We start from the raw sequence: 24,482 nt of genomic DNA on the forward strand, positions 1-24,482 counted from the left end.
TGGAAGTTACGATTCTAGGTGTCACCCTCCTAACAATCCATTTTACCGGGCGGGTTAGGGGAAAGCTAGTTGTTTAGCGTCCCTAACGCGCTTTTTTTGAGGAGGTGATCCAATGAAAGCAGAAAGCTGGCAAGGCATTAATGGCAAGTTAGTTCATGATGATCAAAAGGCGATTGTAGTCGATGATGATCAAAAATTAACCGATCAAAAACAGCTACAAGCAATTTTAGATCAAGATGGTCAGCCAATCGATGAAGTTCGCCGAGCAATGATTAAGAAGACGGTTAAACGTCAGCTAAAAACTCCGCCATTAAAACTTAGGGGCTGGTTTAATCGCCATCAAGACAGTCAAAATGCTAAAAAGACCGAAAAGTTGGTAAGTGATAAACCGACCCATCAATATAAGCAGATCAAAAACGAAATGACCTTTTTTGGTGAGAGCTTCTTAGAAGGTTTCTTAGGCTTCTATGGCTTAGAAGTTGATAACGCCTTAGGCCGTTATGAACATAATGTGCATGTCTTAGAGACCCAAGAGCTAAGTCAGTCAGAAAAGGAGTATTACTTAGCCACGAGTGAAAATGGCCGCGTTAATTTAGCTACTGACCCATTACCAAGCCAGCAAATTGCCGAGGAACAATTGGATAAATTCTATCAGCGTGGGCCAGAAGAAACGCAGGCAGAATCGGTTCAATTACGGTCACAGGAAGACGGAAAGGAGGAATAACATGAAGTTCAACAAAGTAAAAGCGTTAGCAACTACTGGAGCCACCACAATTTACTTGGGATTGATGAACGCTCAGGTCGTCTTTGCCGCAGACGGTGGCGAAGTTAAAAGTAAGCTAACCAGCGCTGGGAAGACGATTCAAGGTATTTTAACCGGGTTGGTCGTTTTAGTCGGGATTTGTGTCGCACTATTTATTATTATCAAAAGAATGCCTGACGCAGACGATCCGCGAGAAAAGTCCGAAGTCTATCATGCGGTTGGACGAGTTGCCGGCTTAGTTGCCCTAGCAGCTGCAATTATCTGGCTATTACCTTGGGTTTACAGTCTATTCACTTAATTTAAAAAGGAGCCTGCCAAATGAAGAAAGGAAAAGAATTTATCTTCCCAGAAAACGTTGATAAAGATTACGGGATCTGGAAAGACTACACCTTGAAGGATTTTGGCATAGCGGGACTGGCAGGACTAGTGGGCTTAATTTTTATTGCGATCCCACCCTATGGGTTGATTTTAGTCCTGATAAAAATAGTGATTGTTGTCTTAGCCATGACGATTGTCATGGCTATTTTAACAATTAGGCCAGTTGCGGCGCGGAAGAATATTAAAGTGCGGGATAACTTTAAGTTGAAACGTCGCTATGCCAATGGTCAGAAACTGTTTTATTTACAACCGAAGAAGCGAGGTGAACTAAATGCGTTTGAAGAAGAGCAAAATCGCCAATAAATCAGCGGAACTCGACTGGGATTACCAACCGCCTAAAATCAATGGTGGCAAAGAGACCATTGATGACATGAGCTTGGTGGTGGGTATGTATGGTAATTACGAAGTTACCAAAACGGGTAATCTCGTTGGCATTTTGGAAGTTAGTGGGATCAACCTTGATCTACTTAATGAAACCGAACAACAGGACGTTTTTGAGGACTATGGCGCGTTTCTCATGAGTACCTTAGGTGAAGGCGTTGATGACACATTACAGTTCTTAGAACCAACAATACCTGTCAATATGACGGCTTATCTCAATGGTCTCAAAAGGCGGTATCTCGCACTACAAAAAGATCACCCCGAGCAACAGTTCAAAATTCAATTAATTGCCAGTTATTTGGACCACTTTACTAAAGTCCAGGAATCCAAAAACATGACGACGAAGCAACATCTGCTAATCGTTAAGGTGCCAATTAAGGACAAAAGTGTTAAGAGCTTAAACCTAGCGGTCACTCATTTAGACGAAAAGATCGAACAGGTTAAACGGGATATTGAAAATGCGTTAACGGACTTTGATGTGACGGCCAAAGTTTTGACTAGTCAGGAAGTCCAAGAGATTTTAAAGAACTTGATCAATTTTAATGGATAGGAGGCAACAGCATGAGTTTTGGTGATAAGGTCATTGATTTATTTATGCCAACTAAAAAAGAAAGTAATCAAGGCAACAGCGGCCAAACGGGTAGTAAGCCCAAACTGGAGGTTGAAGACTTTACCAAGCTGATTGATCGCGATAGCTTGCATTCACTATTCCCGTTCAGCTGGGAACAGTACCCCACCTATGTTCAATCGGGTGAGAACTTTATTCGAGTGTTAGCGATTGCTGACTATCCCAAACGAGTGTACGGCAACTGGTTGTCAGAATTGAAGCGCAAAAAAGGCGTTATCGATATTGTGCAATATATCGACAGCGCCAGTAACAATTCAATGATTACCTATTACAAGAAGACGATTCAAAATAAGGAAGCGCAGAAGCTCAATACGTTCGACCCGTATAAAAAGAAGATTCTGCAAAATTATATTGATTCAGCCAACATGCAACTAGATAAATACCTCGATAATTCTACCACATTTGTGTACCAACATATGCTCATTTATCTGCGGGCCAACAGTTTAGCGGAATTAGATGACTTAACCGAAAACGTTAAAAATACGCTGATTAAGCTACAAATGAAGCCCCTCGTGCCTGTTAAGGCCACCTTCCAAGCTTTTTGGTCAACCATGCCAATTAACGAGAACCTGATGGGGGATTACACCTATAAAGAAAGTAATACCGAAGTAGCCAGCAGTATGTTTCCCTTTGATGACGCCGAGATTTTGGACTTAAAGCCCAGGAGCGATATTGAAGGAGTTAACAAAGACACTAACAGTTTAATTGCCGTGGATATGTTGGACCGCAACAAGACCCTGAACCAAAATCAAGTGATTATCGGAACTTCCGGGGTCGGCAAGACGACCTATATGATCCAGAAAATCTTACGCTATGCCATTCAAGACTATCAAATCTACATTATTGATCCGGAAAATGAATATACCAAGATTGTTGAAGCATTGGGTGGGGCAGTCTTGCACTTAACTTCTAATGCGAAGTACAAAATTAACCCGCTACAAATCTTTTCCGAGGAAATCTTAAGCGCCGATGAAACGGTCACAAACCTTGATTTACTAGTCAAAGATAAAATCCAGCGATTAAAGGGATTATTTGAAGTCCTTAAAACCGGGATTACCCAAGTTGAGCTGGCAATCCTTGATGATGTCGTTAAACAAGCTTACGTCAACAGTGGCGTTTTGAAATATAGCCGCTTAAAAGAGGTTAAAGACGATCAATGGCCGACTTTGTCGAATGTCTATGACGAGTTGGAAAAACTGGCTGATAAGGACGCTGATAAATTTAGTCGGGTAAAAGACTTTTACTACATCTTAGGCAGTTATACCCATGGTTCTAACAGCCTATTTGACGGGCATACCAACGTAAACCTAAAGGGGAAGATCATTTCTTTTGATCTAAAACCACTACAAAGTGAACAGGAAGTCCAATCAGCGGCTTATCTGAATACCTTCCAGTATTTGTGGGACGAAATCACCAAAGATCGGCATAGCCGCAAGAAATTGTTTGTTGATGAATTTCACTTTTTAACCTTACACAAAGCGGCTGCCACCTTTTTCCATCAAGCCTACAAACGGTTTAGAAAATACAATGCCGGGGCGATTGCCGGAACGCAGCAAATTCAAGATGTGATCGAAGGCACAACGGACACCGGTCAAAATATTGGTGAAGCCATCATCGGGAACTCCTATACCAAAGTGTTCTTTGGCCTTGACGGTAAAGGCGTTGATGATGTGATTACGAAACTACGCATGACGTTCTCGGATAAGGAAAAGAAGTTACTAGAACGCCGTAGACAAGGTGAAGCCCTGATGATCTATGGTAGCCAACGCGCTTTTATGCGGGTGGAGCTAACCGAAGAAGAATTGCGGTTAATCGACCCAGAAGCTTACCAAGAAAAATACAACCGTGAGACCACCGGACAACCGGATTATCAAAAGCGTGTGATCCTGACACCAAGTGAAATTGACGCCTTGACTACCACCGAAGAGGAAGGAGGGACTTTAAATGAGTAAAGCAAACCAGCTATTGAATATTGAGGTTGGCACGTTCAAACGACAAGGGAACAAGTTAATCCTTGAACTCAATCACAATCAATTTCGATACGACCAATTAAGTGAGCTAAACGAATTAAAGCAAGTTGATCCCAATTTCTTGCAGTTGGTTAACGTGGTTGAGCAAGACCAGAAGGTCGTTTTGACTTATACCTTGCCAGATAAGGTCAAATCACTAAAGGAATTACCCCATGAAAATAAGGCGATCCGGTCAGCGATTGCTAATGAAATCATGAGCCAGGACGTGGTCACGGATAGTCAATACCATATTGCGTTGAACCCAGCCAATCTATGGTATTACCCAATGCAACACGTTTGGTACGCTTATCGCGCCAATGAACTCATGCCTTATGATGATAAGCACAGCAACTTAGCTAAGTACAAGGCTTTAATCCTATTTTGTTTAACGGGGACGCCATATGAACGGCTATTGAGCAACCCTAAAGAAGCCCTAGCCAAACACCCTGACGAGTATTTACAACAAGTGGCTAAAGCCACGTCGTTAGCCGAATTAAAAGAAGTGGTTAACGGCATTGAGGATTTTGTCAGTTACCACGAATGGCAAGCAGTTGAACAGAACCAGCAGAAAAACAAGCAACGTTTTTGGTTAAGTGTGACTGGGATTGCGATTGTGGCTGTGGTTGCTATCGGTTTAGTTCACAAAAATGATGAACGGAAGTATCAGAGCCTAGCTAATCAGAATCAAGCCCAGGTCACGCGATTAAGATATAGCGGGAAAATTCAAACGGCTTTAAATGATCAGAAGTGGTCAGAAGCCCAAAAAGCCATGAAAAAGGCCGGATACAGTTCAAACAAGCAAGCCCAAACATTCCTAAAGCATAAACAATACCAGCAAGCCTTAAAGGTTGATCCAAGTCAGTTAAACAAGGTTGTCAACACGGCTTATGCCAACCAAGATAGTAGCCAAGTGGCCGATTGGCAGTTACCAAGCAGTGCAACAAGTAAACAAAAAGACCAATTATCGCTAGAAAAGGCCATCGTCAACTACGATACCAATACGTTGAATAACCAATTATCCTTTGCCACTAATGGAGACGTGCTATTGAGAATCGGACAAGCTTTTGTAGCCCATAACGATACGCAAGACGCCCAGACCGTCCAAACCAAGTTAGCCGGCGTAAACAGTCCTAAAGCTAAGTATTTAAAAGCGCTGTTAAGCCTCAATTCCGCTAAGAACGAAGTTAGCGATGCGCAAAAGAAATTAGACGACGCCAACAAGATTGACGGCGGCAAAGATAAGGATAAAGACAAGAAGGTGGATTCGGCTAAGTCGGACTTAAAGAATGCGCAAAGCGATCAATCAGCAGCGCAAAAACAGGTCGATCAAGCCAAGCAAAAAGTGGGTGATTAAATGCAGGTACTGTCGTTTGAATATAAGAAAAAGAAGTGGAAGTTGATTGCTTATATTGTGGGCGGCGCCATTCTGCTAATCATCTTGCTAATTGCGGCAGTCACTGGTCAATTGCAAGAAAACAGCTGCGATGATTCGACTACCGCAACCCAGACCCAGCTCGATAGCAAGGACATGACGTCCAATGCTAAAAATATCTATGCGCATTGGAAACAGAAGTATGGCGCAACCCCACAAGCGGCCGCCGGTATTTTGGGGGTGTTACAACTAGAAAGTCGGCTTGATCCACAATCTGTTAATTCAAGTTCCGGTGCCACGGGCTTAGCCCAATGGTTAGATGGCCGAAAAGATAAACTGGAAGACTTAGCTCACAAAGAAAACAAACCAGCCACAAATCTCGGAGTGCAATTAGATTATCTCGACCAAGAATTGAACAGTAGTTACTATGCGTCAAATAAGAAGATATTCAAATACACGGACGTGCACAAAGCGACCAAGGACTGGTTGATGGATTTCGAGGGTATGAGCAAAAACCCGGAACAATGGTATCTAAGCCAAAGATACGGCTATGCCGATCACTGGTATTCAGTGTTTGGTGCCAGTGATCCAGTATCTAGTAATACGCTCGATAATGCTAGTACCGGCGACATTAACCAACTTGGTTGTAGCAGTGATCCGAGTTACTCCGGCGGTAGTATCGTCAAAAACGCGGAAAGCATGAAGGGGGACTTCTACTATGTGCAAACGCACCCCAGTCTTGATCTAGGTAGCGATTTAAAGAATCCCAATAAAACTGGTGGCACGGATTGTTCCGGCTTTGTCTGGTTAGCCTTGAATAAGGCTGGTTACAAGGTACCGGCCAACATGGGTTGGTTTACCGGCACAATGGCCAGTGACGCCAAAGGCAGTCATCAATATCTTAAACAAATCAGTGAAAATGACGCGAAAGCCGGCGATATTGTGATTGTCAATCAAGGCGCCGGCGCGGGAAACAACGGCCATACGGCCATTCTGTTAGGCAAATGGCAAGGCAAAGCCACCAAGATTATTGAGCAAGGTGGGACAGGTGACAAGATTAATGAAAGCACCTTTGGCACCGCCTTTTATAGCTTACTAAGTGGTAGTGATGTGACGTTAGCCCGGCCGATCAAGAAGTAAGGAGGATAAATAAATGAAGCGGAGCATGGTTTTAAGTGTTGCGATTGGTAGCTTGATCTTAGTTCTGTCATTAGGGGCGAATGCCTATCAACATAGCCAAGTTAAACAGGCGCAACAGCAGATCACGCGCATACAACAACAGAAGCGACAAGTTAGTCAGCAATTGGCTAAAACCAACCAACAAAAGCAGTTATTGAGCACCCAAATTGACAGTTATAAGACCTACCAAAATAATAAAGACAAAAGTTCGGCTGAACTTAGCTTTAATACGGTGGTCACCAAGTTCTTTGATGTCATGAATAACTTTAAGCCCAAGACCTACGGTCAGCGTAAAGATGGCGTTAAAAACTTGATTTCCGACAAGTTATATCAGCAATACTTTTCCAATAAAGGGACTTATGGCGATAGCAATAGTGTTTCAGCCAAGTTAAACCAACTGAATCTGTATACACAAAGTAAGCAGGGGCAAAACATGAAAGGCTTGGCGGTTGTTAGTTACCAAAGTAAGAGTGGCGACAACGACTGGCAAAAGGCGACGGTACTTTACCAGGTGACCTTCGATACCACCACGAATCGAATCACCGCGGTACAAAATTTAGGTAGTAGCTTTAAAGCCAGTGACCTTAATTAAACGGGTTAGCAAAGTCCTAGCGGTAATCGTGGTGGTTTTAGCCGTTAGTAGCTTTGCTAATCATCAATACGTGAATCACGTGGAAAAACAGCGATCAATCGTGACGTTAGCTAAGCACCCTAAAAAAGTGTTGTTCTTCTATCGCGATGATTGCCCGGATTGTCAATCCATTTTTCACCGAATCTATTGGCACAACGCAATTAGTCATAACATTGTGTTTATCAACATGAATCAGCCGCAGAATCGCCATTACATTCAGAAGTATCAACTAACGTCGGTGCCAACCTTGATCCATTGCAAGCAACGGTACACCGGAACCAACCAACAAAAGATTAAACAGATCGTAGGTGATTAGATGAAAAGTAAACTCTTAAATGCCATTAAAGCAAGCTGGCCGTATTTACTAACGCTAATCATTGGCTTGTATTTAGCGGAGATTTTAGCTGGCTCTGTCATGGCCTTGTCCCGTTATAAGCTAACCTTTGCGGATCATATGCCAACCGTATTAAAACAATTAGCTTTACACCCTTGGCACTATTACAACTTATATTTAGGCCAAAAGAACCCGGTACTAATTATTGTCAGTGTCGCCGTGATCCTATACACCATCTATTTTGCTTTGAAACGAAACAGCAAACATAAAGCGTGGGAAACTGCGGACACTGAAACTCACGGGAGTGCGACCTGGGGTGATCTAAAAGAATTGAGTAACCATTACTTTAGTATCAATGCCAAAGACCTGACAACAGCGTTTAACAACAGTACCAAGGCAGCAGTTCTCAAATCATTAGTCGACCGTGAGAAATCATCGAAGGGGGCAGATTAACATGAATGGCACAATTTTAGGAATCGTGGATAAGCAGGCTGTTTATCAGAACAACTCAACCAAACCCAACCGGAATATTTTTGTGGTCGGGGGTCCCGGTTCGTATAAGACCCAATCAGTCGTGATTACCAACCTGTTTAACGAAACGGAGAACAGTATTGTCGTCACCGATCCGAAAGGTGAATTATACGAAAAAACGGCCGGGGTTAAGTTAGCCCAAGGTTATCAAGTGCATGTCGTCAACTTTGCCAACATGACGCACAGTGACCGCTATAATCCCTTTGATTATATTCAACGGGATATTCAAGCCGAAACCGTCGCCACTAAGATCGTCCAAAGTGAGAATGCGGAAGGTAAGAAAGACGTGTGGTTCAGTACCCAACGGCAACTTTTGAAGGCACTAATTCTGTTTGTCATGAACCACCGGTCGCCAGAGCAACGGAACTTGGCGGGCGTAACCCAAGTCTTACAGGAAAATGATGTGGAAGCCGAAGAAAAGGGCACAGATAGTCCGTTAGATACCTTGTTCCTGGATTTGAAAATGTCCGATCCAGCGAGACGTGCTTATGAATTAGGTTTTAAAAAGGCGAAAGGGGAAATGAAAGCCAGTATTATTGAGAGCTTGCTGGCAACCATTTCGAAGTTTGTCGATCAAGAAGTGGCCGACTTTACCAGCTTTTCAGATTTTGATTTAAAAGAGATTGGCAATACTAAGGTTGTCCTATACGTGATTATTCCGGTGATGGATAACACTTACGAAAGCTTCATCAATCTGTTTTTCTCACAATTGTTTGATGAATTATACAAATTAGCTGCCGATCATCACGCTAAATTACCCCATCAAGTCGATTTTATCCTTGATGAATTTGTTAATTTAGGGAAGTTTCCGAAGTATGAAGAGTTCCTGGCAACTTGCCGGGGGTACGGTATTGGTGTGACGACCATTTGCCAGACCTTAACCCAGCTGCAAGCCTTGTACGGCAAGGATAAAGCCGAAAGTATCTTAGGGAATCACGCCGTTAAAATCTGCTTGAATGCGGCTAACGACGTGACCGCTAAATACTTTAGTGATTTGTTAGGTAAATCAACCGTTAAAGTCGAAACGGGAAGTGAGAGTACCAGTCATAGCAACGAAGAGAGCCATAGCAAAAGCGATAGTTACAGCTATACGAGCCGTTCGCTCATGACGCCCGACGAAATCATGCGTATGCCCGAAGATCGGAGTTTATTAATCTTTAGTAATGCGCGGCCGGTCAAAGCTACAAAAGCGTTCCAATTTAAACTATTTCCTGGCGCCGATCATTTGGTTAACTTGTCACAGAACGAGTATCAAGGCCAACCAGAAGCCAGTCAAGAAACTAATTTTAAAAACAAGGTAGATAAGTGGAATCAGACAGTTAAAGCACAGCACCAAGCCAAAAAAGCCGATCAGACAACTGATGATGAGGAAGACAAATTGCAGGACAACATCGATCAAGAATTAGAGACTAGACATAAGAAAATGCTGGGATAAGGATTATAGAGGGAGAGTAACTTATGAAATCATATAGGAAATATATAATCGCTGTAATGACAGTATTGCTGATTGCGGTTGGCCTAACTGCTTGTGGAAAGTCAACTGCACAAGATCTCCAGAGTCATCAATGGACGTTTGACTCTAGCAAAGGTGATGGTTTAGCCGCAACTGCCAAGTTTACTAAAAGCAATCTAACGCTAACCGAGGCTGGGTTTAGTGAAGTTTACACGTACGAGCTAACTAACAGTGGCAGAAATGAACAAATAAAATTTATTGGTAAGAATAGCGTTTCTGGAAAACAAGAGACTCGCTTATTTAAAATGGCAAACAAAATTAATTGTGATATTATGATCATGTAGCATATATTGATTGTTTTAACATCGATTTTATGTGTTGAGGAGGCTTTTTATGAAAAAACGAAAAATAACAGTTTTAAGCAGTTTTTGCTTGTTCGTAATAGGAATCAGCCTCATGTTTTTACTTCCAAGTACAGTGCTCGCAAAGTCAGAAGGAAAAGTGGTGAATGTAAAATTAACCACCGCATTAAAATTGCTCAAACAAAAGAAAAGAAAGATAACGTATGTCCTCTATGCTTCTAGATACTGCATTCATTGTCAAAAAATGAAAAAGATTTACCGACAAGCTATTGCTAAGCATCCTAACAAGGAAATCTTTAAAGTCGATTTAGCTAACGAACCTAATTCTAGCTATAAAAAATTAAAGGGACTGCATGTAAATGCTATACCAACTTTAATAAAATACAATGGCACCCATGAGGTTACACGTTTAGTTGGAGAATCCAAAATTTCAGTAGTAGACAAGTTCTTACAATAAGGGTTCCTTAAAAATTAGAGGAGTTGTTGATTATGAGTAAGGCAAAACATTTTAAAAAAATATTTATCGGACTACTAATGTGCTCAGTTACTGTATTACTTGGCTCGTTCTTATTCCCAATTAATGGTTCGGCTAAAACTAGAGTTGGATCTTATTACCATAATTTAAATACAGAGCTTAAATATTCAAACTTGAGTGCAAAGGTTTCGTCTTTGAGCTCAAGCAATGCACAGCAAGATGTTTCTAATTTAAATAAAAGTGAGAAAATAAATAACTATTTAAATAATATAAAAAAACGTGGTTATACCAATGACCAAGACGCAGTCACACCATATAATTATCGTGCAACATCCTCAGTAGATCCTTCTATATCAACGGATGTTGTTTATAATGTTTACAAAAATAATGACAAAAATACTACAATATTAACTCAAACGGTTGTTGATAAGAGCAATAATAAGGTTGTAAGCTTCTCTGCTGAGCAAGGTACTACTAAGAGCACATCACCAAAAACCGAATTTTCCGCCTCAAACAATGAACTGAATCAAATTAATATTCTGGCGAAAAAAAAGACAAAGCATTTTAAATTTCATGGCAAAGAATTTTCATGCGGTATGGCTGGTGTGTTAGCTTGTGGTTCCTATTGTGCAGTTTGGGCTGCCGTAAATGGCATCGCAGGTTTAGCTTGCGCTGTCGTGTGTGGCGCTGCATCAGAAGGTGCATGTGCAATGAATCATTAATAAGAGGCAATTTTTATGAAAAAATATGAGAAAAATTTACTCTTTTACACGACTAAAAGTTTACCCATTTCGGGAATAATTGTTTCTGCAGGTGCTCTATTATATTTTGTTATTTATCAAAATAACTATACATGCGCAGCTGTTTTATATTCATTTATTCCGTTAATTGGCACTGTTCTAATTGCATTACCTTTCTGGATCCTTGTATATCGAATTAAGAAAGGTAATTCTCATTGATAAATAAAACCTATCTAAAGATAAATTACAAGTTCTAATGCTACACTTCAAGAAATTAAAGATGATTTATAAAAAAGTTCCAATGTAGACTTTTACATTGTCCGCAAGATAAAAGTCTACATTGGAACTATGTTAACTTTTAAAGTTTACCTGCGTGCTTTGAAAAAATACCCAATATTTGAATGTCTTGCTATGCGTTTTCCTATCTATCCGATTTATCAACAAATTCCATTATTTTAATCGCAATCACGGTTGGCAATCCGATCACTAACAGCTCGATACAAATCACCAAAAAGCTAGTAAGTATCGCCCCAATACATCTAACGGCGCCCCAACCCGTTAATTCAGGGTGCCAAGTGTCCCAAATCGACTTAAGGCCGGATCCGTGCAGCACCATCGGTACAATAACCCACATTAATAGCCCCAAGGTCGCCAGCAGCGTGATAATCCCCATCACCATAACAATAATGGTAATTGTCCGTTGTAAGGTACTCTTTTCAAGTTGGATGTAAGCTGATTCCTGAGACAACTTTTAAGAGAGCGTATAATGAATAAATCGTCTCTCAAAAGGAAGGAATTTTTACATGCCAACTCGTTACGACAAAGAATTCAAACAAAACATCATCAACCTATATAAACAAGGCGAATCAGCCGCCCAACTGGCCAGAGAATATGGCATTGGCTATTCAACAGTTCATAAGTGGATCCAGGGCCAAGCCAAAACTCAATCCGGTAAATCGCCAGACGAAATTAAAGCGATGGAAAAGCGGCTGGCTTCCCTGTCTGAGGAGAACGAAATCCTAAAAAAAGCCCTCGGCTTCCTTGCGCAGAGATAACCGATATCTTTGATTATATCCAACAAGAAAGCCAAAATTACCAGGTAACTAAGATGTGGCGAGTCATCGGGGTTTCAAGAGCGCATTACTATCGCTATAAAGCCCACAGGCCCTCAAAAAGAAGTCTGGAAGACAAAGATCTGAAACAGCTTTTAGAAAAGGCCATTAGGGTATACCCTATTGGTCTTTTTTATTTCTGCGCTATACTAGGAATTACAAATGTTCATTAGAACTGTCCAAAAGGAGAACTGGAAATGGCTAAAATCGGTTATGCGCGTGTGAGTTCCAAGGAGCAACATTTAGATCGACAGTTAGCGGCTTTAAAAGACGTTGATAAATTATTTACGGATAAATTAAGTGGGGCTAACACTAATCGGCCAGAACTGCAAAAAATGCTGGCCTATATTCGTGAGGGTGATATTGTAATGGTCACTGAATTAGATCGCTTAGGCAGAAACAACCTGGATTTAACTAAGATCATGAACACCATTCAAAATAAGGGTGCCACCCTAGATGTGTTAAATTTGCCGTCCATGACAGGGATTGCTGACCCAAATTTACGTCAACTGATGACCAACTTGATTATTGAACTCTATAAGTATCAGGCCGAAAGTGAACGTAAGCGAATCATTGAGCGCCAGCAGCAAGGGATTGCCTTAGCTAAGCAGCAGGGTAAATATCATGGGCGCAAACCCCAATACACCCAAGACGATCCCCGCTTGCAACATGCTTTTAAGCTTTACGAGGCAGGCATGAGTGATGTCGATGTTGCCCGTAATACAGGTATTAAACGGACGACCTTTATTCGATACCGTGTGAAATACGGTATTAAAAGAAAATAGGGCCCCCCTTTTGGTTAGCACATGTTAACTGAAAGGGTCCCTATTTTCTTTACTTAATAAGTCTAATTAAATTAGTGGCCTTGGTCGAAGAAGGCATCAACTATTTTAATCAACTAGATCGTTCACCAGCAAGAAACGACCTCACCCCAGAGGAATACTGGAATGAGGCCGTTTAAGCAAAGCAAAACTTATATTATTTCAAATGACAACTTGACAGGGACTAGTACAACTCAGGGGGCTTTACTTTAATATTTCCTGTAGATATTAGCCTTTTTTAATTTTAATTATGCCTAGAAGCCTATGTTAGAAGTCATAGTCGCCGCTACTCATAGCTTCAGCATTACCCATTAGATAGCCAGCACCAACTTGTGAAAAGAAATCATGATTGGCCGTTTCGGTTGAAATTCCGTTCATTACGATTGGGTTGATATCTTTAATCTCAGCATTGGGGAAGCGGGATTCAAAGCCCATATTTTGGAGCGCCTTGTTGGCGTTGTAGTGAACGAATTGTTTAACGTCTTCCGCTAACCCAATCGGCGCGTAAACTTCTTCGGTGAACGCAAACTCGTTCTCAAGGAGATCGTCGAGCAACTCATCCATCCACTTTTTGAATGTTTTTTGTTCAGTCGCCGATAGCTCGTTATATCCCAATTGAAATTTGTAGCCGAGGTAGGTACCATGAACAGATTCATCGCGGATCACCAGTTTGATAACTTCAGAAAGATTTGCCAGCTTATTGTTACCACGGTACCAAAGTGGGGTAAAAAAGTTGGTGTAGTACAAAATTCCTTCAAGAAAGACGCTTGCAACTTTCTTTTCAAGGTTGTTTCCCGTTTGATAAATATCATTGATCCGTTTGGCTTTGTATTGCATTCTGGGATTATTGTTCATCCATTTGAATACTTCGTCAACAGTGGCTTGATCGTTCAAAGATGTCAAAATAGTGCCGTAGCTTTTGGCATGAATTGACTCCATCATCAAAAAGTCATTGAGGACTGCTGCTTCTTTTCGTGTCCGAACGTCGGGCCGCATCACGTCGACTCCTTCTTCAGATTGGAGTGTGTCCAGCAAGGCTAATCCACCCACAACCCGATTGATAACCGATTTTTCGGTGCCAGAGAGTGTCCGCCAGTCCCGTAAATCATTAGAAACAGGTACTCGCGTATCCAGCCAGTATTGTGCCGTTGCTTTATCCCATACATATTCGTCAAGTTCGTCTTCGATGATGTCCCAATTAATTGTTTTATAGCTCATTAGTTGAATACTCCTTAAAAGTCGTAGTCGTCATCGGTCATTTTTTCAGTGTCCGATTCATTGTTTGCAGCCGTTACCTGTTGCAAAAATTGATTTTGATCAATCATCAGTTCTTTGAGTTGCGCCACTAGTGAAGACGGTTGAACTTCGTAGACAGCGTTAAAGCCAAGTGACATTAATGCATGATTGGCACCATAGGAGGCCAGATTGATGGCTTCGGTGGCATCGTCAAGGTTAGCTTCTAAGAAGTCTTTTTCAGTTTGCATGAGTTGATCAAACTGTGTATTAATCCAATACTGCAGTTCGGTTTGATCACTTACAGTGAGTTCTTCAAATCTGAGGCGAAATTTGTAACCAATATAAGCACTAAAAAGAGCGCTACCGCGGAGAATATTAGCCAACATTTGGTAAGTATTGACGAGAGCCTGTGTTTGAAGTATTGTCCAGTATTTACCAAACGAGAGCCCAGTTTCAGTCAGAATAAAAAGGGCTTTTTTCTGTAAGGCCATATCGCTAGTGCTCATTTGGGCTAGTTGGTCAATTTCAGCTTGCAGATTGGCATTATCATCTGCCCAAGTAAAACTTTCACCGCCGTTACCCGGAATCAGAGCCCGGAAAATGGTCGTACAGCTTTTGGCATGGACTGATTTCATAAAGGTAATGGTGTTTAATACGGATTCTTCTTGTTGAGTTCGCCGATCGTGGCGAATAGCAGGGGTGCCAACTTCTGATTGGTAGACGGCTAACATTGATGTACCTGCCAACATACGAGTAATGGCCTGTTGTTGAGTATCTGATAGCTGTTGCCAAGCCGTTTGATCATTCGTGATGGGAATCCGAATGTCCAACCAAAAGTTAGTGGTGAGTCGTTCCCACATGTATTTATCGAAATTATCTTTAATATCATCCCAGTTAATTGCTTTGTAGTATAAGTAGTCCATCGTTATTTGTTCGTCTCCTTAATTAGGATTCATGGGTATATGGGTCTTGTGACCCAATAACGTATGCCGGTGTGTTAAACGGACAATAAGACCCCAAGTGAATTTCCTAGATCATGCATGATTCACATTCATTTGCCGTTTTAATTTCATCGTCTTCTGTAAACGTTCGAATGTAATAAAGTGACTTAATGCCTTTTGTCCAGGCGTAATTCCGTAACCGGTTAAGGTCTCGGGTTGTCATCTTTAAATTGTTATTGTCCTTCCACTCGTAAAGGTCAGGTTTCAAAACTGAACGCATAAATAGTGTCAGACTCATGCCTTGATCAATGTGCTTTTGAGCTACGGCATAGGTGTCAATAATTTTTCGTTGATCAATATCATATGCGGGTGTGTAGTAAGGCAAAGTTTCGTTAGACAGGTAAGGTGCTGGATAGAAGATTGAGCCTACCTTATTTTCCTGACGTTGTTCTACTAATTGTGTGATTGGATGAAGTGATGCACTTGTTTCATTGACGTACGAAATTGACCCGTTCGGTGCCACAGCGAGTCTATTACGATGATAAAGGCCGCCAGTAATCACAGCTTGCTTGAGTGCCTTCCAATCTGTAACAGATGGTAATTTAATATTTTTGAAGATTTTTGCAACTTTGGTACTCTTAAATTTAAAGTCTGCGTTCAAGTATTGATCGAAGTAACTGCCATCAGCGTACTTTGATTGGTCAAATTTAGCGAAGGTTTCGTGGCGTTCACGGGCAATTCGATTGCTCGTAACGAGTGAATAGTAGTTTAAAGCTAGGAAGTAGGCATCAGTAAATTCAAGGGCCTCTGGTGAGCCATACTCAATTTGGTGGCGTGCAAGGGCAGTATGCAGACCCATAGCCCCTAATCCAATCGTGTGGTAAAGTTCGTTACCATGTTTAACAGTCGGTACTTCCTTAACGTCGGTTGTGTCAGTTACGAGGGTGAGCGCACGAACAGCAACCTCAACTGAGTGACCGAAGTCCGGCGAGTCAATCATATTCATGATATTAGTTGATCCGAGATTACATGAAATATCGGTGCCAATTGTCTTGTACGATAGGTCATCATCAAGTTTTGACGGTTCTTGAGGCTGTAAGATCTCACTACAAAGGTTACTCATAATAATTTTGCCATCGACAGGGTTAGTTTGGTTGGCCGTATCAATGTTCAAGATGTAAGGATAACCAGATTCTTGTTGGAGTTGAGAAATCTTTTGTTCTAGTTTCCGCGCGTTAAAAACTGACTTCTTAATATTGGGGTTAGCGACCATGTTGTTATATTCTTTGGTGATATCGATGTAAGCAAATGGCGTACGATATTCACGTTCGACATCATAGGGGCTAAAAAGATACATTGGTTCGTTAGTCTTGAGTAATTCATAATATTTATCAGGAACAATCAAACCGAGGGACAAGGTCTTCACCCGAATTTTTTCGTCCGCATTTTCCTTTTTGGTATCCAGAAAATGTAAGATGTCAGGATGGAAGACGTTGAGATAAACCACTCCGGCGCCGTTCCGTTGCCCAAGTTGGTTACTGTAGCTAAATGAGTCTTCAAGTAACTTCATCACTGGTACAACGCCAGACGAGGCGTTAGAAATCTGCTTAATAGGATCACCTGAGGCGCGCAAGTTTGACAGGTTAACGCCGACGCCCCCACCGATTCGAGATAGTTGAAGGGCAGAATTAACGCCGCGTCCAATTGAGAGCATGGAGTCGGCCACATCGATTAAAAAACATGATACCATTTCACCGCGCCGTTTTTTACCCGCGTTGAGAAACGTGGGGGTGGCAGGCTGATAACGTTGTGAAATCAATTCATCGGCAACGTCATTGGCAAGTTGTTCATCACCATTAGCGAGATAGAGGGCATTGAAGACGACGCGATCGACAAAGTCTTCCAAAAATTGCTGGCCATCATTAGTTTTCATGGCATATTGTGTGTAGAACTTGTAGGCACCGAGAAAGCTGCGAAAACGAAAGTGATGGTCTCTCATTTGGTCGAACAAGGACTGCACAAACTTGTGAGAGTATTGTTCCAGGATACTTGGATCGATATAATCTTCGTCAACCAAGTAATTTAACTTGGCATTTAACGAATCAAATTGCTTGGTCTTCGGTTTAACTGTCTCTTCGAAATAAGCCTTTAGGGCTTCTTGATCATAATGTAGCGGAATTTCTCCGTTGCTTGGGATATTTACGAGGTTATTTAAGTAAAAATAGGTATTTTCCATTTCTGGGGTGCTAGTTACCATTAGGGATTACTCCTTCGTTGTTTGAAAACAAAATTGATTGCGATAGGTTAAGATGGCATCGGCAATGCGAGGAATGTCGTGTGCGGTGCCACGTAGCTCAAAATCGGTAATGTAAGGAAAATCGAAGCGTTTAGCATATTGTTTAGCCGTGAGTGCAAACTGCTTATTAAAATTACGATTACCGCTACCGATAATACCGTAGCAATGCTGGTAATTGCCTTCGTACGCGAGGTAATCTCCCAAAATAGTGGTTAATATTTCAGTATAACCGTTATTAACCCCATTACCACCTTTAAGAAAGGCTGGTAGGAAGGTAACAAACGGCTGGTCAAGAGTGGTGAATTCAGGGTGTTCTTTAACATTAATTGAACTAACCCGAACATGACGTTCTTTCTCAAAGTATGTTGTCAGTCTGCTAATAAAATATTTCGTGTTGCCACTCAAACTGATGTAGAGAATATTTATGGTTTCCGTAACTAATCATCGTCCTTTTTCTATATATAGTGGTTAGGCAATTATAATAGCACTATATGTGGTGTCTATGCAAATTGGTGGACGATCTGATTGATCTACAAATTGTGTTGAATATAAAGATTCATGCGAGGTGGCTAAAATGGGCCCACCGTTGGTATTTTAAGCTGCACTAAGAGACGATAAACGGGACTTTTAATGAGTGGAAGCAAGCTCCCAGGACCCAGCTCACAGTTTGCACCAAAGGCCTTGTTATCAATTGAGAAGAGCACACTGTACGGTTCATGATCAAAAAATATTTTGATTATGTCTACTAGTTTTTACCTTTGTTTTAGTACAAAAAAACGTGCGTCCCCTAGAACTATTAGAAAGTTAATTTAAAATAGTCGAAGGATAATTAAAGGCATGCTATAATGCGGGGAAGAAAAAGAAGCCCTGCGTGAACGGAGCTTCTCAGACAAGCCGCTTTAAAGGCGGTGGTCTAGATTACAAAATACATTGTCGCCTTGTAACCGACCAAAGTTACGCAGGGCGGGTTTTTATTTGGGGTGCTTGTCGATATAGCTGAGGAGCACGATTAAAAACGGGCCAAACAGCAATATCAACGAGCGTGTCTGGAAGGCGCTCATTGGCTGTGAAACCTTCCTGAAGATTATTATATGTTCACATGGCCTCACCTAGCAGGGGATCAGACTGTCCTTTATTAAAAAGTGCAGCGACTTTTTCGAAATACGATTTATCTAATAGATGCTCATTATGTTTCATCTTTTACACCTGTTTCCATTTGGAATTCAGATAAGAAATCACGCATATACTTTGTTCGACGACTGGCTTCTTGCTTTCCCGTTCTGGTATTCATTGAACTTGCTAATTTCAGCAGCTTTTCATAAAAGTGATTGATGGTTGTACTTTTGTGATGGCGATAATCATCGTGTGTTTTGATTTTCTTCACTGATATTTTGGAATCATATATTTCCTGTCCAGCGTGCCCGCCGTAAGCAAATGCACGTGCTATGCCGATTGCACCTAGTGCATCAAGTCTATCAGCGTCCTGAACGCATTTACCTTCGTTAGAAAGCTGATAATGGTGTTCAATGTTGTCAGCATATGACATATGTTGGATAATATCTAAAATGTCTTCTCTAGCCGGAGTTGTAATATTCTCATGGCTAAGTATAATTCGTACTCCTCTCAGTCTATTCTATCTGCAGTGACTTTTTAGTCTATGGTGTCATGCAAATAGCTAGCTGCTTTCACAACATACAGACCAATATCAGTTTCATTTTTTTAAAATCTTCTATATATTTTTTTTGAGCTAGCTTAGCCACTCTTTGGGCATGAAGAAAATCATGCCCAGTTGGATCAAAGGCCATATTTTCTTTAGAAAATGATTTTATATACTATATTTAATCTATTTCGTTTAGTATCCTTTACTATATATAATAAGGAGGCCTCTAATGCTAGTTTTTCTGTCAACATCATTCATACCATCCAATGATAAGATGTGGTCACGAGTTGGCATAAATAAAAATCAACAATTCCCGCCATTGGCAATAGATTTAGGATGACGTTCCCTTAATTTTGAATGGTGTCCATGGTCTTAGTTAAATTTTTCTTGTTTCTGCCCAATTGATTCAATTCAGTAACTATGACAACACCACCTTAACAAATCATAATTTGGATAATAGTATGTTCCATTTGAAAGCTAAGCCTTATAATTAGCATAGGGTTAATAGCTCTAATCAAAATACCCGCAAAAGGCCTGCTCAACTAACAATTGAGTAGGCCTTTTGTAGTACAAATTAATCCTTATCACAACTAACCTCAATAGCACAACAGGTATAAATAGTGCTTAAAATCCCTAAATAAATTTCTCTCACAACTGTTTAATAAAGCGGCAATCCCCGTCGTACGTGATTAATTAAACATTCAATTCTTAAAACACCTATTTTTAAATCGACTTAAACCTTCGCTGTTGCGTGCGTTTACTAATCCCCGTCTTTCGTTCAATCATCTTATAAGTCATACCTTGTTTTCGCAACTCATAAGCAAATCTGATCTGTTCATCAGAATACGTTTTCGGTCGCCCTTCCCGAAACAACGGATCATGTTGCTTGGCATACAATTTACCTTCTTGTGTGCGCGTGACAATCATATCGCGTTCAAACTGCGCAAAGGCGCTAAATATTGTAAAGACTAATTGGCCAGTCGGCGTATTGTCAATTAAGCCCATATTCAAAATGTTGACTTTGACATTTTCTTTAAACAACTCTTGGATAATGGCTAAGGCCTCGCGCGTGTTCCGTGCAAACCGATCCAACTTAGTAACAATCAAAGTATCGCCTGTTTTTAGAACGCGCAACAGTTTTTGAAACTCCGGTCGTTCAGTAGTTGTGCCGGTAAACTTTTCTTGAAAGATTTTTTCTGCTCCTGCCAATTTTAGTAACTCAATTTGATTTGCTAATTTTTGATCAGTGGTACTGACCCGCGCATAGCCATATTTCATCTTTTTATCTCCTTACTTATGTCATTAAGTAATGGCACGGTTCTAACCCTTTAATTATACAGTATCAAAAAAGAGGCCACAACTGTTAAGTTATGACGCAGTTTATATATTCATTTAGCGGACATTAACCCATTTATTAATAAAAACTGGACTTAGAATGCGTTTCTCAAACGTCGAAACATGAAAAAAAGCCTATTTCTAGGCGCTTTTTACGATTATTGTTGTAAAGTTTGTTGGGCTTTTTTAGCTCTTGGCTTTTTAAATCTGGATTATCCTTTGCACCTGAAGATGGAAAGGGGACTGCTTCTTCTGCTTATGGTGGTCTAGGCATGGCTTTAGGTAATAACGGATTTAACGTTATCGGTGCTTTGTTCCTTAGCCAGTTTCGACTAGGATTTATAGTCTTTGGTATATTCACATTTGCTGGCGTATTAATTGCAACTTTGATTGTCCATGAGCCTTCTAATTTAGATGAAACCTCAACTAAAAAGAAAGAAAAGTTTTCTTTAAAAAATGTAAAGTTAATTTTTCCTTCTTGGCAAATTGGCGCGACTACTACCTAGCTCTTATAGGAAAAATGTTTCAGGGAGTTGGAAACTTTGCAATTACAGGATACATTTTATATATAATGACCGACTTTCTTCATCGTGGTAATCAAACTCAATCTTCTATCCAACTTGTTAACATGATTATGCTTATTTTTGGCATTTTGATGGGATTAGTCGCTGGGCCACTATCTAATAAATTTAAAATACTGAAATTACCAGTAGGTCTCTCAACTATCTTATTAGCAATTGCAGGTCTCTCCCTGTTCTTCTTAAGAAATAATACTGGTATTATTCTTTACGCCTTAGCTGCCGGTTTAGGAATGGGCTTATGGAACGCACTTGATAATTTATTAAACTTAAAAGTTATCCCCGATCAAAATCGTGTTGCATTTTTCTTAGGTGTTTACAACTTAGGTAATACAATTACACAAGCTATCGCACCCGTTTTAGCCGCTGCCGTCATAAGTCTTTTTGGTTATTCTGGAATTTTTATTGTTTCATTTATTTTTTCCTTGATTGGTGGTATTTCAATGCTATCGATTAAATCATTAAAACGTTAGTAAGATATTTTTTAGCAATCCTTATTTAAAGTTAAGGATTGCTTTTTGTTCTCTTCAGTTGCAATCGCTTGCAACTCGCACCTATCCTCTGCTATGCTCGTGCCAACAATGGTAATTATTTATTCACCTAAATTTAGGATGGAGGTAATTAAATGACTGAAAGTTATCAATTTGATGTTTTGTACTTAGGCGCGGGGCATGGTGCCTTCGACGGGGCGGTTCCACTAGCTAATAGTGGTAAAAAAGTCGCCATTATCGAAGCGGACAAAATCGGGGGAACTTGTCCAAACCGTGGATGCAACGCGAAAATTACGCTGGACAACCCGGTTCAACTTTTACGCCACCAAGAACGCCTTGATGGCATTGTAAATGGTGACTTAAAGCTGGATTGGACTGCCAATGTAGAACATGAACACGAAGTCATCGACGGCTTGCCGGACATGATTACTGGTTTACTCGACTCTGTTGACATCGAAATTATTCACGGTCGTGGAAAATTTGTTGATGCTCACACCATCGAAGTGGATCAACAGCGCTACACCGCTGACAAAATCGTGATTGCAACGGGGCTACGTCCCCACCATCTAGATGTTATGGGCTCAGAACTTACGCATGACAGTACCGATTTTATGAACCTCAAACAGCTTCCTGAAAATATCGTAATTATTGGCGCGGGCTATATCGGCATGGAATTTGCCACGATTGCCAATGCTGCCGGCGCGAACGTCACTGTACTTTTACGCCATAATCGGGCGTTGCGCAAATTTAATCAAGATTACGTAAAACAAGTCATTGCCGACCTCGAAAAACGAGGGGTGAAGTTCATTTACAACGCTCAGGTGGATCGTTTTGAGGAAGACGGTTCTCATTTTACCGTGTCTTATAACGATCACGAAACCCTCACCACCGACTGGATTTTGGATGCTACCGGACGAATTCCTAACATCGAAAACATCGGATTAGACGAAGTAGGCGTTAGTTACAATGCTAACGGGATCGAAGTTAACGATCATCTTCAAACTAACATTGATAACATCTATGCTTCTGGTGATGTGCTTGATAAAGAACAGCCTAAGCTCACCCCGACTGCGATCTTTGAATCTAGTTATTTAACCCAACTTTTCACAGGAAAGACTACTGACGCAATCAACTATCCGCCCATCCCAACCATTGTCTTTACCTCACCACAAATCGCACAGGTTGGTATGAGCGTCGAAGAAGCTCAGCAAAATCCTGATTACACCATTAAAACTAATCATCTTCCTGACGGATGGTTCCGCCAAGTTGATAAGGAAACAATTGGTGATAACACCTTGATTTACGATCAAGACCATCATCTTGTAGGAGCAGCTGAAGTTAGTGAACATGCTGCCGATGCAATTAACGTTTTATTACCAGCAATTGAGTTTCAATATACAGCTGAACAACTAGGCCGCATCGTACCTCTCTTCCCTACTTTGGGAGCGGACGTCTGGTCACAGATTTAAAAAAACGCTGAGCCTCTTTTAAGGAGACTCGGCGTTTTTTTATTATTTAGTAAATTCAGCAATTGCATCATCAATATGTTGCCGTACTACCTCAACATGATCCATTTCATCATCTTCTACATGTGGTAAAGGATTACGTGCTCGTCCTACACTTACCCCACGTTTAGCTAAGATTAACTTCATCACATCATATAAATTACCTTTAAATGATGTCAATTTAACTGAATCATCTATTTTCGCCATAGTCCCCACCATTTTCTTGGTTTTTCTTGTTCTTCTATCCTTTTTTGAACTTTGATTTGTTCCTGCAAATTTTCCAACTTCTCTTTAAGAGCGTTCCCGTTCACTTCATCTTTATATTGATTGTCTAAGTGTTTGAATTCTGTTTCCTGTGAGGGCATTTTGAGAACTTTTAATCTGTCGTTTTCTGCTTTGTATTCTTCGAGCAGTTGTTTGTCCTGTAAGGCCAATCTTTGTTGCTGATCTAGTAACTTATGTAACTCTTTCTTTTCAGATTGAATTTCTGATACTAAATTTCGAAGGAATTTCACTTCATCTTGTCCATCAACCGCATCTTTTTTGTTGTCGTCAACATCATCTTTTTGTTGACGGTATCTTGTTGACGAATTGTTTGAGAACATTGCTTTAATAGCTTTTTGCCCATCAACATCAACGTAAACAGTATTACCTTTTGTTGATGTAAATTGACGTAAATCGATTGACGCATCTCTTTTTATCTTTTGCCATATAGCCTGCTTTGAAACGCCCAATTCATCAGCAAGTTCTCTAATTGTTTTAGGCATTATTTCCAAACCCCTTTCGGAGTTCAGCAAGTGCTTCTTGTCTTGCTTGATCTCTTATTTTTTTATCGTGCTCGGCCTGTTTATCAGCCAATGCTTGTTTCTCAGTAGAGCCTAAAGTTAACCCTTTAACCTTGTCAATGGCGCGCCATTTTTCCTGCTCTGTTAATTCACCATTATGCTGAATATTAAAAAGCTTTTGACGCTCATCTTGTAATTGGCCTTGTGAGAAATCATTGGCATCTTTCTTTTCGGGTTTCCAGGTAAACGAATAGCCAATAACTGGTTTCCCACGCCCTTTACCATATTTTTTTCTAACCGTTAATCCTCTAAACAAAGGAGTTAATTCTTCTTTAATGGGTTTTATAACAAATTTATCGACGTTAGAGGGACTATTCCAGTAACTTTTGGGCATATCTAGTAATTGGTAGATTGTAAAATTAATCCGAACGCTGTTCGGACAAAAAAGATCAGCTTCCTTTAAAATGGTGTTTACCACAAACCCAT

Annotated in this window: 27 protein-coding genes and 2 pseudogenes; 19 read left to right on the forward strand and 10 right to left on the reverse strand. The window is 40.7% G+C overall.

The window, feature by feature from the left end; genetic code table 11:
• Positions 1 to 112 precede the first annotated feature (112 nt).
• From JUF10_RS13205 to JUF10_RS13280, 16 genes are all read left to right on the forward strand, one after another.
• Complete coding sequence (locus tag JUF10_RS13205) at positions 113 to 724, forward strand: hypothetical protein (RefSeq protein ID WP_203643093.1); 612 nt, start codon at positions 113 to 115, stop codon at positions 722 to 724.
• A gap of 1 nt (position 725) precedes the next feature.
• Entirely contained in the window at positions 726 to 1,061 is a 336-nt protein-coding gene (locus JUF10_RS13210) for a CagC family type IV secretion system protein (protein ID WP_125688734.1), read from the forward strand.
• A gap of 20 nt (positions 1,062 to 1,081) precedes the next feature.
• A complete protein-coding gene (locus JUF10_RS13215; RefSeq protein ID WP_125694901.1) occupies positions 1,082 to 1,444 on the forward strand; it encodes a conjugal transfer protein in 363 nt (120 codons plus the stop codon).
• On the forward strand, positions 1,413 to 2,072 hold the full coding sequence (gene trsD / locus JUF10_RS13220; protein ID WP_125694899.1) for a TrsD/TraD family conjugative transfer protein: 660 nt from the start codon (positions 1,413 to 1,415) through the stop codon (positions 2,070 to 2,072). The genes JUF10_RS13215 and trsD overlap by 32 nt, the downstream gene beginning before the upstream one ends.
• An 11-nt stretch (positions 2,073 to 2,083) precedes the next feature.
• Complete coding sequence (locus JUF10_RS13225) at positions 2,084 to 4,102, forward strand: VirB4 family type IV secretion system protein (RefSeq protein ID WP_125688727.1); 2,019 nt, start codon at positions 2,084 to 2,086, stop codon at positions 4,100 to 4,102.
• A complete protein-coding gene (locus JUF10_RS13230) occupies positions 4,095 to 5,513 on the forward strand; it encodes a type VII secretion protein EssB/YukC (RefSeq protein WP_125688725.1) in 1,419 nt (472 codons plus the stop codon). Before JUF10_RS13225 ends, JUF10_RS13230 begins: the two co-directional genes overlap by 8 nt.
• On the forward strand, positions 5,514 to 6,671 hold the full coding sequence (locus JUF10_RS13235) for a phage tail tip lysozyme (protein WP_125688723.1): 1,158 nt from the start codon (positions 5,514 to 5,516) through the stop codon (positions 6,669 to 6,671).
• Positions 6,672 to 6,684: 13 nt separating this feature from the next.
• A complete protein-coding gene (locus tag JUF10_RS13240; protein ID WP_125688721.1) occupies positions 6,685 to 7,302 on the forward strand; it encodes a hypothetical protein in 618 nt (205 codons plus the stop codon).
• Entirely contained in the window at positions 7,289 to 7,657 is a 369-nt protein-coding gene (locus JUF10_RS13245) for a thioredoxin family protein (protein WP_125688719.1), read from the forward strand. The genes JUF10_RS13240 and JUF10_RS13245 overlap by 14 nt, the downstream gene beginning before the upstream one ends.
• Complete coding sequence (locus JUF10_RS13250; RefSeq protein WP_057784762.1) at positions 7,658 to 8,128, forward strand: hypothetical protein; 471 nt, start codon at positions 7,658 to 7,660, stop codon at positions 8,126 to 8,128.
• 1 nt (position 8,129) lies between these two features.
• Complete coding sequence (locus JUF10_RS13255; RefSeq protein ID WP_125688717.1) at positions 8,130 to 9,641, forward strand: VirD4-like conjugal transfer protein, CD1115 family; 1,512 nt, start codon at positions 8,130 to 8,132, stop codon at positions 9,639 to 9,641.
• Positions 9,642 to 9,664: 23 nt separating this feature from the next.
• Positions 9,665 to 10,003 (forward strand): hypothetical protein, encoded by a 339-nt coding sequence (locus tag JUF10_RS13260; protein WP_057784760.1) that lies wholly within the window; start codon positions 9,665 to 9,667, stop codon positions 10,001 to 10,003.
• A gap of 49 nt (positions 10,004 to 10,052) precedes the next feature.
• A complete protein-coding gene (locus JUF10_RS13265) occupies positions 10,053 to 10,478 on the forward strand; it encodes a thioredoxin family protein (protein WP_034529862.1) in 426 nt (141 codons plus the stop codon).
• Positions 10,479 to 10,510: 32 nt separating this feature from the next.
• On the forward strand, positions 10,511 to 11,218 hold the full coding sequence (locus JUF10_RS13270) for a putative immunity/bacteriocin fusion bifunctional protein (protein WP_034529865.1): 708 nt from the start codon (positions 10,511 to 10,513) through the stop codon (positions 11,216 to 11,218).
• 821 nt (positions 11,219 to 12,039) lie between these two features.
• Positions 12,040 to 12,291, forward strand: coding sequence for a transposase (locus JUF10_RS14165; protein ID WP_089109983.1), 252 nt, complete (start codon positions 12,040 to 12,042; stop codon positions 12,289 to 12,291).
• A gap of 254 nt (positions 12,292 to 12,545) precedes the next feature.
• A complete protein-coding gene (locus JUF10_RS13280) occupies positions 12,546 to 13,133 on the forward strand; it encodes a recombinase family protein (protein ID WP_203643094.1) in 588 nt (195 codons plus the stop codon).
• Positions 13,134 to 13,436: 303 nt separating this feature from the next.
• On the opposite strand, the gene nrdF is transcribed toward JUF10_RS13280, so the two are convergent.
• From nrdF to JUF10_RS13310, 7 genes and pseudogenes are all read right to left on the reverse strand, one after another.
• Positions 13,437 to 14,387, reverse strand: a complete 951-nt coding sequence (nrdF, locus tag JUF10_RS13285) for a class 1b ribonucleoside-diphosphate reductase subunit beta (protein WP_020923860.1) — start codon at positions 14,385 to 14,387, stop codon at positions 13,437 to 13,439.
• Positions 14,388 to 14,401: 14 nt separating this feature from the next.
• Complete coding sequence (locus JUF10_RS13290) at positions 14,402 to 15,328, reverse strand: ribonucleotide-diphosphate reductase subunit beta (RefSeq protein ID WP_010623241.1); 927 nt, start codon at positions 15,326 to 15,328, stop codon at positions 14,402 to 14,404.
• A 106-nt stretch (positions 15,329 to 15,434) separates the two neighbouring features.
• Positions 15,435 to 17,582, reverse strand: a complete 2,148-nt coding sequence (nrdE, locus tag JUF10_RS13295; protein WP_029508458.1) for a class 1b ribonucleoside-diphosphate reductase subunit alpha — start codon at positions 17,580 to 17,582, stop codon at positions 15,435 to 15,437.
• A 27-nt stretch (positions 17,583 to 17,609) separates the two neighbouring features.
• The gene (gene nrdI / locus JUF10_RS13300) at positions 17,610 to 18,068 is read right to left on the reverse strand and encodes a class Ib ribonucleoside-diphosphate reductase assembly flavoprotein NrdI (RefSeq protein WP_071665479.1); all 459 of its coding nucleotides are present in this window, start codon (positions 18,066 to 18,068) and stop codon (positions 17,610 to 17,612) included.
• 545 nt (positions 18,069 to 18,613) lie between these two features.
• The gene (locus tag JUF10_RS14275; RefSeq protein WP_473808269.1) at positions 18,614 to 18,703 is read right to left on the reverse strand and encodes a putative holin-like toxin; all 90 of its coding nucleotides are present in this window, start codon (positions 18,701 to 18,703) and stop codon (positions 18,614 to 18,616) included.
• Between the two features lie 125 nt (positions 18,704 to 18,828).
• Positions 18,829 to 19,447, reverse strand: a pseudogene (locus tag JUF10_RS13305) (HD domain-containing protein).
• 578 nt (positions 19,448 to 20,025) lie between these two features.
• Complete coding sequence (locus JUF10_RS13310) at positions 20,026 to 20,580, reverse strand: recombinase family protein (RefSeq protein ID WP_020923829.1); 555 nt, start codon at positions 20,578 to 20,580, stop codon at positions 20,026 to 20,028.
• A 329-nt stretch (positions 20,581 to 20,909) separates the two neighbouring features.
• Here JUF10_RS13310 and JUF10_RS13315 point away from each other — a divergent pair, with 329 nt between their 5' ends.
• The 3 genes from JUF10_RS13315 (at position 20,910) to JUF10_RS13325 (ending at position 23,175) form a co-directional block, all read left to right on the forward strand.
• Positions 20,910 to 21,143, forward strand: a complete 234-nt coding sequence (locus JUF10_RS13315) for a hypothetical protein (protein ID WP_010013316.1) — start codon at positions 20,910 to 20,912, stop codon at positions 21,141 to 21,143.
• Positions 21,144 to 21,208: 65 nt separating this feature from the next.
• The gene (locus JUF10_RS13320; protein WP_323670464.1) at positions 21,209 to 21,688 is read left to right on the forward strand and encodes an MFS transporter; all 480 of its coding nucleotides are present in this window, start codon (positions 21,209 to 21,211) and stop codon (positions 21,686 to 21,688) included.
• A gap of 152 nt (positions 21,689 to 21,840) precedes the next feature.
• Positions 21,841 to 23,175 (forward strand): dihydrolipoyl dehydrogenase family protein, encoded by a 1,335-nt coding sequence (locus JUF10_RS13325; protein WP_002831210.1) that lies wholly within the window; start codon positions 21,841 to 21,843, stop codon positions 23,173 to 23,175.
• A gap of 42 nt (positions 23,176 to 23,217) precedes the next feature.
• On the opposite strand, the gene JUF10_RS13330 is transcribed toward JUF10_RS13325, so the two are convergent.
• The 3 genes and pseudogenes from JUF10_RS13330 to JUF10_RS13340 all read right to left on the reverse strand — a co-directional run.
• Complete coding sequence (locus tag JUF10_RS13330) at positions 23,218 to 23,418, reverse strand: hypothetical protein (RefSeq protein WP_020090466.1); 201 nt, start codon at positions 23,416 to 23,418, stop codon at positions 23,218 to 23,220.
• Entirely contained in the window at positions 23,406 to 23,978 is a 573-nt protein-coding gene (locus JUF10_RS13335) for a helix-turn-helix domain-containing protein (protein ID WP_125574589.1), read from the reverse strand. The genes JUF10_RS13330 and JUF10_RS13335 overlap by 13 nt, the downstream gene beginning before the upstream one ends.
• Positions 23,971 to 24,482: pseudogene (locus tag JUF10_RS13340) on the reverse strand (hypothetical protein); the annotation flags it as partial. The gene JUF10_RS13335 and the pseudogene JUF10_RS13340, both read right to left, overlap by 8 nt.

Source organism: Levilactobacillus andaensis (assembly GCF_016861695.1).
Classification (GTDB): Bacteria; Bacillota; Bacilli; order Lactobacillales; family Lactobacillaceae; genus Levilactobacillus; species Levilactobacillus andaensis.